Here is a 13,239-nt window from a genome sequence, read left to right on the forward strand (position 1 = left end):
CATTCCATCCCGCTACCGTCCCAAATCGCGCCGCGGACCTGCATGCCCGATATTAATGTCGACCCGACCACCGATTGGCTGAAGTACCTCGAGCCGTTCAGTTCAGGCCTCGTCGTTGCTGGTCCTGTCCTGGCAGATCTTGGCCTCGCGCCGGAGCCGCAGGCCGCACGTGACACGGCTGCCGCTGCGTCCGTGATTGCGTTGCTCGAGGAAGAAGGTCCGGCACTGACTGACGCTTGGGCATTTTTTCGCGAGATCCTCGGGTGGGAGACCCGCATCGTTGCAGGCAGCCCCGGCGGTCCCACGATCCCCGAGGCGCTGCACGTACGCCTTCCCGAGCACGACACGACACTTGCGCCGACATTCGCTGTACGCGATCTCGCGGTGCGCAGCGGCGAAGCTTGGCAGCTCCTCGTCCGCGTAGAACCTCCAGGCGTCGGGCCGGACACGCGCGGGGCGCTTGACGGCTGGGAGGCCACGCCTCAGCAGCGCTTGGAGCGCCTGTTGCGCGAGACCGGCGTGCCAGCGGGTCTCCTCGTCACGGACAGCGTGTTGCGCCTCGTCTACGCGCCAAAGGGCGAGACCTCGGGTTGGCTCGGTTTCCCCCTGCGTCCGCTCGCCACGGTCGCGGGCCGGCCGATGCTCGGTGGCCTCAAGCGTGTGCTGGGCCGCGCCGCCCTATTCACGGATGGCGACACGCATCGCCTGCCTGCGATCCTGCGGCGCTCGCGCGACGAGCAGTCAAACGTCTCTACCGAGCTCGCCGGTCAGGTCCTCGGCGCTCTGCACGAGTTGCTGCGAGGACTGGACGCGGCCGACGCTGGTCTGATCCGCGGGCTCTCCGCAGCGCCCGCCGGCCAGGGGCACCTCTACGAGGGGCTGCTCGCGGTGCTTATGCGCCTCGTCTTCATCCTCTACGCCGAGGACCGCGGCCTGCTACCTTCCTCGGGCGAGGCCCGAGCGCGGGAGATCTATGAGCGCAACTATTCCCTGCGCGGCCTTTATGGACGGCTCGCAGAGGATGCGGGGCTGCACCCCGACACAATGGATGAGCGCCGCGGTGGGTGGGGGCAGCTCGTCGCCATGTTTCGCCTCGTCCACGGCGGCTACCCTGGCTTCGTGCGTCGCCGCGGTGGCAAGTTGTTTGACCCCGCTGTCTATCCCTTCCTCGAAGGAAGCGTAGAGGCGGGTGCGCCTGCGCGCGTGCTGCCGGTGTCGGACGGCTGCGTGCTGCGCGTGCTCGAAGGGCTGATGACCCTACGGAGCCGTGGCGGCGCCCGCGAGCGCCTGTCCTACCGTACGCTGGACGTCGAGCAGATCGGCTCGGTTTACGAGACGGTGATGGGCTTCACGGTGCTGCCGGCGAGCGGGCCAGCACTCGCTGTGAAGGGCGGCAAAAACAACCGCACACCGATCTTCCTCGACCTCACTGAGATCGTCAGGTTGAGGGGCGAGGAACGGCTGAAGCGCATCAAAGAGGCAGGCCGCGCGAGCCTCACCGCGGCGCAGGGCAAGGCGGTGAAGGCAGCAATCTCGGTCGCTGATCTCGCCGCGGCGCTAGACGGGATTGTCGACGAGCGCGCCTCTCCAGGACGCACAGTGCAGGCCGCCGGCACCCCGGTGCTTCAGCCCACCGACGAGCGCCGCCGCACTGGCTCGCACTACACCCCGCGCAGCCTCACCGAGCCGATCGTCCGCTACGCCCTGGAGCCGGCCTTTGACCGCCTCGGTGACGCCGCAGCACCGGATCAAATCCTCGACCTTAAAGTTTGCGATCCGGCGATGGGCTCGGGGGCTTTTTTGGTCGAGGCCTGCCGCCAGCTCGGTGCCCGCCTCGTGCAAGCTTGGGCCCACCACCATGCGACACCGGCGCTGCCGCCCGACGAGGATGCCGACCTTCATGCCCGCCGTCTCGTAGCGCAACGCTGCCTCTACGGCGTCGACAGGAACCCTCGCGCCGTCGATCTGGCCAAGCTATCACTGTGGCTCGCGACGCTCGCTGCTGACCACGAGTTCACCTTCCTCGACCATGCACTACGCGAAGGTGACAGCCTCGCGGGCCTGAACCGAGCCCAAATCGCCGCTTTGCATTGGGACGAAAGTAAACCGCCGACGCTCGCCGGCCACCTCGTCGCCGACCATCTGCGCGAGGCAGAAGTCGAGCGCTCAGCGATCCGCGCGCTTGCTGAGACCGCAAGCGAGGTAGAGCTCAGCCCGTTGCTGCGGCGTGTAGAAGCTAAGCTTAACGTCGCTCGCTTGATTGGTGACGGCGTGATCGCGGCGCATTTCTGCGCCGAAAAGCCGAAAGCTCGTCTCGCAGCGCTCGTCACCCTTCAGAAGGCTGTGCAGAGCCACCTCGGATCGGTGGCGTGGCACGACGCGGTCGCGCCGCTCTCGGCTGGGCTCACGGACGGGGCGCACCCATTGCGGCCGTTCCATTGGTCGGTTGAGTTTCCGGAGGTGTTCTCGCGCGAGAACCCCGGCTTCGACGCGATCGTCGGCAACCCGCCCTTCGCTGGCAAGAACACGACGATCACCGGCAACCGCGAAGGTTATCTCCCCTGGCTTCAGACCCTACACGCGGGTGCGCACGGCAACGCCGATCTGGTTGCGCATTTCTTCCTGCGGTGCTTCGCACTGCTGCGCGACGGCTGCGCCTTCGGGCTGATCGCCACCAACACGATTGGCCAGGGTGACACCCGCGACACTGGCCTCGCTGCGATCCTCGCGACCGGCGGGGCAATCAGGCGTGCGACGCGCCGTCTGAAATGGCCTGGCGAAGCCGCGGTAGTTGTAAGCGTTGTACACGTCGCCAGAGGAACGGCCGCCTCTCCGATCCTTGATGGGCGGCAGGTGCGGCGGATCTCGGCTTATCTTGTAGAGGGCGACCTTGACCGCTCACCAGAACGCCTCGTAGCCAACGCACGCAAGGCGTTCATCGGCTCTTACGTGCTCGGGATGGGCTTCACTTTCGACAACTCTGCGGCGGCGAAGGGTGAGGCAGAAAAGTTGGAAGTCATGCAGACTTTAATTGCGAAGGATAAACGGAACGCGGAGAGAATTTTTCCTTATATTGGCGGCGAAGAAGTCAATAACTCGCCAACTCATGCTTATCACCGCTATGTAATTAATTTTGCAGATTTCCCGCTTCGACGCGATCCTGCTCTTTCCTCTTGGAATGCAGCGTCAAAAAAAGACCGCGAGATATGGGTTAAGGAAGGAGTAGTTCCGTCTGACTATCACGGACCAGTCAGTGATGATTGGAGCGATTTGTTAGAAATCGTCGAACGGCGAGTTAAACCATCCCGGCGATCTCTTCCCCCCATCAATGCATGGAATAGATCCGTCGCTAAGAAATGGTGGCTATGGGGCGCCGCTCGAGTTGAACTGAACAAGACTATTGAGGCATCGAAAACGATATTGTTCATACCAAATGTGGCGCCACACCTTACAGTTGCGCGCCTACCTTCGGATATCGTCGTGGCTGCGCCGCATAACGTTATTGCCTATGAGTGCTATTCCGCGTTTGGAGTAGCTCAATCTCGAGCGCATGAAGTATGGACGCGCTTCTTTGCTTCCTCGATGAAGGATGACCTCCGCTACACGCCTTCCGATTGTTTTGAAACCTTTCCATTTCCGCCAAGCTTTGAGGCCGCGCTTGCTCTCGAAGCGGTCGGCCAAGCCTATCACGATCACCGCGCTGCACTGATGGTCGCGCGCAGCGAGGGCATGACCAAGACTTACAATCGCTTCCACGATCGAGCTGAGCGGTCGGAAGACATCCAGCGCCTGCGCGACTTGCACTCCGATATGGACCGTGCCGTGCTGGCAGCCTACGGCTGGGACGACCTTGCCGCTCGCGCGAAAGCTCAGTGGCTCGGCGATGAGAACGAGCCCGAGCACACTTACCAGGGTCGCCTGTTCTGGCCGTCCGCCTTCCGTGATGAGGTGCTCAGTCGCCTGCTCGCGCTGAACGCCGAGCGTGCGGCGGCCGAGCGTGCTGCGGGGCTCGTCGCAGCTTCGTCCGATGAGGCCGACGATGAAGCAGCCTGAACTTCGGGGCGTTGCAGCGAGCCAGCGGCTTTGCGTGACTGAGAGGAAGCGATGAGGACGATCCGAGAGGCTCGCTCCGGTGATGCCTGGTTGCGGCTGCTGCAAACGAAGGCAGGTTTCACAGGCGTCGTCTTCATTGAGGACAAGCGCCGCTTTACTATCGAGGGTGACACTGCGGACAAAGTTTGGCAGCTCCTGCAAGACGAGGCCGCCAAGCTTAACCCGAGCTACTTCGGATTTTCCGGCGCGCGGGCTCGCTTCCTACGGATGATGCCAGACGGCTTCGCGGATCCTGTCTATTTGGCGGAGGAGCGCGCCTACAAGTTGCGGGCGAAGGAGCGGCTCGACGCGGCCCTGCCGCTCGACGCAGCTCTGGCTTGGAATGGGGATGGCAAAGCCGCGCTGGCCGCCTTTCGGGCGACGAACTTGCTCTCGCCATTTGAGAGCACCCGGATCGGTGAGGCTCTGCGCTCATCGGCTGCCGCCCCTTACATTCGTGGCGCAGCGGCCTTTGCGAGCGGCGCGGTCGAGGATGGGATCCGAGCCATGCAGGGGGCCTTAAAACCCTTCGCGATCGCAAAATGGACAGCTCTTACCTACCTGCCGTTCCTCTGGCGGCCCGACGCGCACCTGTTCCTCAAGCCCGAGGTCACGCGCGAATTCGCCGAGCGCGTTGGACATCCCTTTGCCCACGCCTACGCGCCGGAGCTTCACCCGGACATCTATCGCTCGCTCCTCGACCTCGCCGCTGCGATGCGGACCGAGACCGCCGACCTGCAGCCCGCCGACATGATCGACGTGCAGAGCTTTATCTGGGTGGTCGGTCGCTACACTGAGGCCGACGAAGCCGCCGTTCTCGCTAAGGCAGTTGTGACGAAATCGGGAACCCCATGACCGCCACCACGCCGCTCGCCGTCCGCGGGCATATCGTCAAGACCTTCCGCCGCGACCTCGTTGGCCCATCACCCGACGACATCGATCTCTCTCGGGAGCGGCTCTCCGAGAACCCTTCGCGTTGGTATCTGACAGGCTTTCTGGCGCCTGCCGACGACGCAGCGACCTTGGGCGGCGATGCAGACACCGACGAGCCTGGTCTGCTGGATGAAGCCGACCACGAAGGCGAAGAGCCGGACCCAGTTGAAGCAGGTGGCGCGGCGGCCGATCGGCAGGAACCCGAAGCGTCCAACACGCGCCGCCGCTTCTTACCATCGACGATTGGGCTCACCGTGCTGTTGCCGCCCGACGTGCGCGAGGTCGAGGCGATCGTCACCTGGGGGGATTACGCCACGGTGCCGCCGCTGCCTGATAGCGTGCTGCTCGGCGAGCCGGAAACCGACGAGGACGGGAAGCCCAAACGCCGCCGTCGCGAGGACGTCAACTGGGTCCGCGCGCCGAAAGAGCGTCGCTTGCGCCTCGTCGTGCCCGAAGCTGGCCGGGCCACCGCCATCGTGGTTCCAGAAAGCGCGGCCGAGCAGGCAGCTATCGGCGGCCTCGAGCTCGACGCGCACGCCCGTCTGTTCTCCTACGAAACGCCGGATGGCGGCCGAGAGGAGGTCCGCGCGCTCACCGTCGTGCTAGTCAATCGCCGACGCCCGGCTGGGCGCTTCTACGCCGACGTGGCCTTCGCCTTTCAGGCGCGCTTACGCCTAATTTGCGCGCAAGGCTTACGTCCCCGGCGCGACCTCTCCGGCCTGAAGTCCGCCGACCCGGACCTGCGGCTCGCCGATCTGCACTATCGAGACGTGTGCGAGTGGGCGGTCGGCCGCAACACCGCCGCACGCTGGGAGGATCCGGCTGCGGGCTCGGTGACCTGGGCCGAGACTGACCCACTGCCCTCTGCTGAGGTCGAGCGCGTCGCACCGAACGAGGACGATGCCCTGAAGCAGGCCGTCGTCTTCGGCATGGATGACCTTGCGGAGGCTGCGCGAAATAGTGGTTCGTCCCTGGCACAGGCGCTTGGTGCGCTACCTGAGCTCTATGATGCTTGGGTTACGGCGAAGCAGCGTGTTGAACTCACTGGCTTGCCTGATCGTCGGCGTGCGACCGCTGCGACCCTTGTCACCGACCAGGAGCGTGCCCGGGACCGCATTGCAGAGGGCATTGGGCTGCTGACTGGCGATGGAGCTGAGAACCGCCACGCCCGCACTGCCTTCAGGCTGATGAATGCGGCGGTCGCTGAGGCGGCGCGTCGGCGCAATTCGGCCCACGCGAAACCGGCTTGGCGCCCATTCCAGCTCGCCTTCATCCTGCTCAACCTCGCAGGCCTAACCGAGAAGGCGCATCCCGACCGTGCTGTCGCGGACCTGCTGTTTTTCCCGACCGGAGGCGGCAAGACCGAGGCCTACCTAGGTCTCGCCGCCTACACGATCGCTCATCGGCGTGTGACCGGATCCGGCCTGCTCGGCGCAGGTGTGGCGGTCATTATGCGCTACACCCTTCGGCTGCTCACCCTCGACCAGCTCGCACGCGCTGCCGGCGTCGTCTGCGCACTCGAGCTGATGCGGACAGACGGCAAGCATCTCGATGAGAAGGACCGCCCTCTGCTTGGCGATTGGCCGATCGAGATCGGGCTGTGGGTAGGGTCTGATGCCTCACCAAACCGCCTCGGCGGCAAAGGCGACAAGGGGGATGACACCGCGGTTGGTCGTGTGGCCGATTTCCGAAAGGGCAAAGGCAAGGCGCCGGCACCGCTGAAAGCCTGCCCGTGGTGCAGCACGCCATTCACGAAGAACTCGTTCGCCTGCGTGCCCAACGACACTGCGCCAACGAACCTGGAGCTGCGTTGTGACAACCTCACTTGCGACTTCTCGGGATCGCGCGCGCTGCCAGTGCTTACCGTCGATGAGCCGATCTACAGGCGCCTTCCGGCCTTCCTCATTGCCACTGTCGACAAGTTCGCGAGCCTACCTTGGGAGGGGCGCACCGGCGCCTTCTTCGGGCACGTCGATCGCTTCGATGCGACGGGCTTCTATGGCGCTGCCGAGCCTCGGATTGGGCGGCGCCTCGACAACGGCTGGTCGCTTGATCCACCTGATCTTGTTATCCAAGACGAGCTACACCTGATCAGCGGTCCGCTCGGGACAGTCGCCGGCCTCTACGAAACAGCGATTGACGCACTCGCTACCCGCGTGAAGGGCGAGACCCGCGTGCGTCCGAAGATCGTCGCCTCAACTGCAACGGTCCGTAGGGCGGGTGCGCAGATAAAGGCCCTATTCGATCGGGACGCGACGCAGGTCTTCCCACCGCCGGGGGTGAACCGCACTGACAGCTTCTTCGCCCGCACTGTGTCGGCGGACGTCAATCCGGCGCGGCTGTACCTGGGTCTGGCCGCGCAGGGCCGCGGCCCGAAGCTCGTGTATCTACGTGCGCTGACGACCCTACTGGCGGCCGCGCAATCCGCCTACGCCGTGACGGCACCGGACGTACCGGAGGGCAAGCGCAACCCGGCCGACCCGTACATGACGGCGCTGTGCTACTTCAACGCATTGCGCGAGCTCGGTGGGGCACGACGCATCGTAGAGGACGAGGTACGGAAGAACGCGGCCTCCTACGGTCGAGAGCGGCGACGCCAGGAGCCTCCGGATCAGCCATTTGCAGATAGGCCCGTGCGCGAGCCCATGGAGCTGACTTCGCGCGTCTCAACCGACGAGGTCGCAGCTGCCAAGCAGCGGCTCGAAGCGGTGTTCGGTGGCGACGAGGCGACCGTAGACGTTGCGCTTGCCACCAACATGATCTCGGTGGGCCTCGATATCACGCGGCTCGGCCTGATGCTGGTGCAGGGTCAGCCCAAAACGGCGGCTGAGTACATCCAAGCTACGAGCCGCGTAGGGCGCGACCACGACCGACCTGGCCTCGTTGTGGCAATCCTCAACTTGCACAAGCCGCGCGATCGAATGCACTTTGAGCAGTTCGGCCACTTCCACCGGACGTTCTATCGGGCGGTTGAGGCCACGAGCGTGACCCCGTGGGCAGCCCGTGCACTTGACCGGGCGCTCGCAGCCGTCGTCGTGGCGGCCGCTCGCCATCTCGATCCGATGCTGACGCCGAACGAAGCGGTCGTAATGCTCCGAGACCAGTCGGCGACCCGGGCGGCGGTATGCGACACAATCGTCGCACGTGCGCCCGAAGCCGCGGTCCCCGGCGGCCGAGCGGCGCTGCGTGCACAGGTCGAGGGGCTGCTCGAGGCCTGGATCGCGACAGTAGATGCGCAGACGGCGAGCGGCGTGCCGTTCGGCTACGCGCAGAAGAAGAGCCCTGGGCGCCTCCTACACATGCCGCTCGAGCGCGACTGGGACGGTCTTGAGCCCGCTCACAAGCAGTTCCAAGCCAACCGCTCGATGCGAGACGTCGAGCCCGCGGTGCTTCTCAAAGTGCGCGACCGCAATGGTCACGCGATCGCAAACGCGGACGATGTCTGAGCATGAGCAAGAACGCCCAACGCCTGTCGCAGCTCGTTTCGACCTTTGGCCCCGGCAGCATGGTTGACCTGCCGACGCGCTCGATCGTCGTCGGAGGCTTGGAACAGTGGGACATGCGCCCCGGAACGTTTCAGCCGGTGAGCGAACCTCGCCTCGCTCAGCGCCTCCAGATACTGCTGCAAGAACGTGGTCAACTGGACCAAGGGCAGCGCCTCAACTTACGCACTCCGCCCGTGAGCGACGGCAACGGCGAACCGAAAGGCGTGGCTGCGCCTATCTTCCCGAACTGGTTCGTCTGCGACCAAGTCGAGGCGAACGCCGAGGGCACCCCGACGCGCCGGCGCCGGCTGGTGCAGTGGCGCGACCTCGACCCCAAAGGTCGCCGCCGCTTTACGCCCGAGGGCGGCAAGCGGACGGAGGTGACGCCGATCCGCTTCGTATGCGCTTGCGACAAGGGCCATTTGCAGGACATCGAGTGGCGCTGGGTCGTCCACGGCGCCACCCCTTGCCAAGAACCGATGTGGATTGAGGAGCGCGGCACGAGCGCCGACCCGGCTGACACCTCGGTGGTCTGCGGCTGTGGCAAGCGGCTATCGCTGCAGGAAGCATTTCAGCCCCGCCGCCTTGGCTTTTGCAAAGGCGAGCGCCCCTGGCTGCTCGACCGTGATCCCAACGGGTGCGGCGACGGCACTACGCCGCTCAAGCTGCTCACACGCACCGCGACCAACACGTACTTCCCGCAGGTACTGACTGTAATCTCGCTGCCGAGTGAGGAGGACGTGCTGACGAAGCTCGTGGACGAGATCATCGGCGAGATGAACAAGGTCACCTCCATCGAGCGTGTTGGCCTGTTTCGGGAGTTCAACGAAGCCGCAGCAGCGAGCCTCACACGCTACTCCGATGCTGAGATCTTTGACTGCCTGACCCGCCTGCGTGAGGGTGCCACGGCAGACGCAGCGCGCTCGCCGAAGGTCGCCGAGTTCGATCTTTTCGCGAGCGGGCGGCCGGAGATCGGGACGAACCACCCCGGTGCCAAACTCTACGCCCAGACTTTGGCGCGAAGCGACTGGGACGATGGAAGCTGGGCGAGCCTCAAGTTCGTGCAGGCGTTGGTAGCTGTCCACCGCCTTCGCGAGGTGTCCTGCCTCTACGGCTTCACGCGCTTCGAGGCAGCTCCGACCGCGGCCGACGGCGACATCGAAGATATCAGCCTGGCCGTGCATGGCGCGCCAATCGCCAGGGCGACCGACTGGCTGCCGGCCTGCGAACAATTCGGCGAAGGTCTGTTCGTGCACGTCGACAGCGACGCGATCGCCACGTGGCTCAATGGGGCAGGAGATCGCCATCGGCAGCTCGTCGGCGGCTACAACCGATGGAAAATCCGCTTTGGCGCTGCGGCTCCGAAATACCCGACCACACCTTACGTGCTTCTACACAGCCTGGCGCATGCGCTCATGACCGAGATCGCGCTCGACTGCGGCTACCCAGCAAGCTCGCTGAAGGAGCGCATTTACGCGCTCGGCCCGAATGGGGCGGAGCGCTGCGGCATCCTGCTCTACACCGCGAGTGCGGGCGCGCAGGGTACGCTTGGCGGGCTCGTGGGCACGGCGCCGCGCTTTGCACAGATCCTGCGGGCGGCGCTCGAGCGGATCATAATCTGCTCGAACGATCCCATCTGCTGCGACCATGACCCCGAGCATCAGACGGGCGACCGAGCAACGCATGGCGCGGCCTGCCACGGATGCCTGCTCATCGCTGAGACGAGCTGCGAGAGCCGCAACCTGTTCCTCGATCGCAGTTTGCTGGTGCCTACGATGTCGACACCGCGCTTCGCCTGCTTCGAATGCTAAAGCTCAATGCGCCCCGTATGCGCCCCGATTTCGACCTTCGGGGTGCAGGCAACACTGAGAAGCATGCTATGTTATTGAAGTTTATGGTGGGCGGTGACGGGCTCGAACCGCCGACCCTCTCCGTGTAAAGGAGACGCTCTACCAACTGAGCTAACCGCCCGCACCGCCGCCCCCGGATTGGGGCCGTCGGCGGCTGATCGCATGCTGGGCGCGTGGTAGGCCAAGCCGGCCCGGGCGCGCAAGCCCTCCGGAACGTCGATCCCCCAGGTGCGGCGCTCACGCCGCGGCCCAGATGCGACAAGCCCCCGGAGCTAGGGCTCCGGGGGCTTGTCCGTCAGATCGGCGCGGAGATCCGCACGCGGCGTCGCCGATCAGTGGGCGACGACGGCGGCCCCGTCATCCTCGGGCCGCGCGGGCTTGGCCGCGGGCAGCGGCTCGTCCCACTCGATCGGCTTGGGCTGGCGCACGAGGGCGTGCGTCAGGACCTGATCCATCCGCGAGACCGGGATGATCTCGAGGCCGTTCTTCACGCTGTCGGGCACCTCGGCGATGTCCTTGGCGTTCTCCTCCGGGATCATCACCGTCTTGATGCCGCCGCGGAGCGCCGCGAGCAGCTTCTCCTTGAGACCGCCGATCGGGAGCACGCGCCCCCGCAGGGTGACCTCGCCCGTCATCGCCACATCGCGGCGCACCGGGATGCCGGTGAGGGTCGAGATGATCGCGGTCGCCATCGCGATGCCGGCCGACGGGCCGTCCTTCGGGGTCGCCCCCTCCGGAACGTGGACGTGGATGTCCCGACGCTCGAACAGCGGCGGCTCGATGCCGAAATCGATGGCGCGCGAGCGGACGTAGGAGGCCGCCGCCGAGATCGATTCCTTCATCACGTCGCGCAGGTTGCCGGTGACCGTCATCTTGCCCTTGCCGGGCATCATGACGCCCTCGATCGTCAGCAACTCGCCGCCGACCTCGGTCCAGGCCAGCCCCGTGACGACGCCGACCTGGTCGTCCGCATCGATCTCGCCGTAGCGGAACTTCGGCGGGCCGAGGAATTCGGGCAGCGTCTCGGGCGTGACCGCGACCACCTTGACCTTGGCAATCAGGATCTCCTTCACGGCCTTGCGGACGAGGTTGGAGATCTCGCGCTCCAGGTTCCGCACGCCCGCCTCGCGGGTGTAGCGGCGGATGAGCATCATCAGGCCATCGTCGTTGATCGACCATTCCTTCGTGTCGAGGCCGTGCTTCTTCATCGCCTCCGGGATGAGGTGGCGACGGGCGATCTCCAGCTTCTCCTCCTCGGTGTAGCCGGCGATACGGATCACCTCCATGCGGTCCATCAGGGGCGCCGGGATGTTGAGCGTGTTCGCGGTCGTCACGAACATCACGTTCGACAGGTCGTAATCGACCTCGAGGTAATGGTCGTTGAAGGTCGCGTTCTGCTCAGGGTCCAGCACCTCGAGCAGGGCCGCGGACGGATCGCCCCGGAAGTCCATGCCCATCTTGTCGATCTCGTCGAGCAGGATGAGCGGGTTCGAGGTCTTGGCCTTGCGCATCGACTGGACGATCTTGCCGGGCATCGAGCCGATATAGGTCCGGCGGTGACCGCGGATCTCGGCCTCGTCCCGCACGCCGCCGAGCGACATGCGCACGAACTCACGGCCGGTCGCCTTGGCGATCGACTTGCCGAGCGAGGTCTTGCCGACGCCCGGAGGGCCGACGAGGCACAGGATCGGGCCCGTGAGCTTGTTGGCGCGCTGCTGCACGGCCAGGTACTCGACGATGCGCTCCTTGACCTTGTCAAGGCCGAAATGGTCCTCGTCGAGCATGGTCTGGGCGCCGAGGAGATCCTTCTTGATCTTCGAGCGCTTGCCCCACGGGATGCCGAGCATCCAGTCGAGGTAGTTGCGCACCACCGTGGCCTCGGCCGACATCGGCGACATCTGGCGCAGCTTCTTCAGCTCGGCCGTCGCCTTCTCGCGGGCCTCCTTCGAGAACTTGGTCTTCTCGATCTTGTCTTCGAGCTCGGCCAGCTCGTCGCGACCATCCTCGTCGCCGAGCTCCTTCTGGATCGCCTTCATCTGCTCGTTGAGGTAGTACTCGCGCTGGGTCTTCTCCATCTGCCGCTTGACGCGGGTGCGGATGCGCTTCTCCACCTGGAGCACGGAGATCTCGCTCTCCATCAGCGACAGCACGCGCTCAAGGCGCTGGGCCACCGTCGGGATCTCGAGGATCGCCTGCTTGTCGGCGATCTTGACCGCGAGGTGCGAGCCGACCGTGTCGGCGAGCTTGGAGGGCTCATCGATCTGGGTGACGGCGGAGACGACCTCGGGGGAGATCTTCTTGTTGAGCTTCACGTAGTTCTCGAACTCGGACACGACCGAGCGGGCGAGCGCCTCCGCCTCGACGCGGTCGCCGAGATCGTCCGTGAGCGTCTCGGCCTCGGCCTCGTAGAACTCGTCCGAGCGGTTGAAGCCCGTGATCTTGGCGCGGCCCGCCCCCTCGACCAGGACCTTGACGGTCCCGTCGGGCAGCTTGAGCAGTTGCAGCACGCTGGCGAGCGTGCCGATGGTGTAGATCGCGTCGGTCGCCGGATCGTCGTCGCCCGCGTTGATCTGGGTGGCGAGGAGGATGTGGCGGTCGGTGCGGACGGCCTCCTCGAGCGCACGGATCGACTTCTCGCGCCCGACGAAGAGGGGCACGATCATGTGCGGGAAGACGACGATGTCGCGCAGCGGCAGGACGGCGTAGGCGCCCGTCGAGCCCGGGACGACAGGCTGGCGCGATTTGGACTGAGTCATGGCTGACTTCCTCATGATGGACGCCGGGCGATCGCTCCTCTTTTCGAGAGCAAGCATCCTGCCAGGGGCCGACCGGGCCGCGAGGGTCGGAAGTATCTGAAGGGACTGTGCGGCTGGTGACGC

At 65.4% G+C, this 13,239-nt stretch carries 5 protein-coding genes and 1 tRNA gene; 4 read left to right on the top strand and 2 right to left on the bottom strand.

Features of this window, described 5'->3' with window-relative positions; translation table 11 throughout:
• Positions 1–42: 42 nt before the first annotated feature.
• From F6X53_RS16705 to drmB, 4 genes are read left to right on the top strand one after another with little or no spacing between them, the layout of a single operon-like run.
• The gene (locus tag F6X53_RS16705; RefSeq protein WP_151001341.1) at positions 43–4,053 is read left to right on the top strand and encodes a DNA methyltransferase; all 4,011 of its coding nucleotides are present in this window, start codon (positions 43–45) and stop codon (positions 4,051–4,053) included.
• Positions 4,054–4,104: 51 nt separating this feature from the next.
• Complete coding sequence (locus F6X53_RS16710; protein ID WP_151001342.1) at positions 4,105–4,947, top strand: hypothetical protein; 843 nt, start codon at positions 4,105–4,107, stop codon at positions 4,945–4,947.
• Complete coding sequence (drmA, locus tag F6X53_RS16715) at positions 4,944–8,471, top strand: DISARM system helicase DrmA (protein ID WP_151001343.1); 3,528 nt, start codon at positions 4,944–4,946, stop codon at positions 8,469–8,471. The genes F6X53_RS16710 and drmA overlap by 4 nt, the downstream gene beginning before the upstream one ends.
• Before the next feature lie 2 nt (positions 8,472–8,473).
• A complete protein-coding gene (drmB, locus tag F6X53_RS16720) occupies positions 8,474–10,321 on the top strand; it encodes a DUF1998 domain-containing protein (protein ID WP_151001344.1) in 1,848 nt (615 codons plus the stop codon).
• Positions 10,322–10,405: 84 nt separating this feature from the next.
• Here drmB and F6X53_RS16725 read toward each other — a convergent pair.
• Positions 10,406–10,481, bottom strand: a tRNA-Val gene (locus tag F6X53_RS16725).
• 211 nt (positions 10,482–10,692) lie between these two features.
• Positions 10,693–13,116, bottom strand: a complete 2,424-nt coding sequence (gene lon / locus F6X53_RS16730) for an endopeptidase La (RefSeq protein WP_151001345.1) — start codon at positions 13,114–13,116, stop codon at positions 10,693–10,695.
• Positions 13,117–13,239: the final 123 nt, after the last annotated feature.

Source organism: Methylobacterium soli, assembly GCF_008806385.1.
Classification (GTDB): Bacteria; Pseudomonadota; Alphaproteobacteria; order Rhizobiales; family Beijerinckiaceae; genus Methylobacterium; species Methylobacterium soli.

What these genes read in the sequence shown, in the direction of transcription:
- lon (WP_151001345.1), bottom strand. Translation starts at nt 13,116, where the DNA reads ATGACTCAGTCCAAATCGCGCCAGCCTGTCGTCCCGGGCTCGACGGGC.
- drmA (WP_151001343.1), top strand. Translation starts at nt 4,944, where the DNA reads ATGACCGCCACCACGCCGCTCGCCGTCCGCGGGCATATCGTCAAGACC.
- F6X53_RS16710 (WP_151001342.1), top strand. Translation starts at nt 4,105, where the DNA reads ATGAGGACGATCCGAGAGGCTCGCTCCGGTGATGCCTGGTTGCGGCTG.
- drmB (WP_151001344.1), top strand. Translation starts at nt 8,474, where the DNA reads ATGAGCAAGAACGCCCAACGCCTGTCGCAGCTCGTTTCGACCTTTGGC.
- F6X53_RS16705 (WP_151001341.1), top strand. Translation starts at nt 43, where the DNA reads ATGCCCGATATTAATGTCGACCCGACCACCGATTGGCTGAAGTACCTC.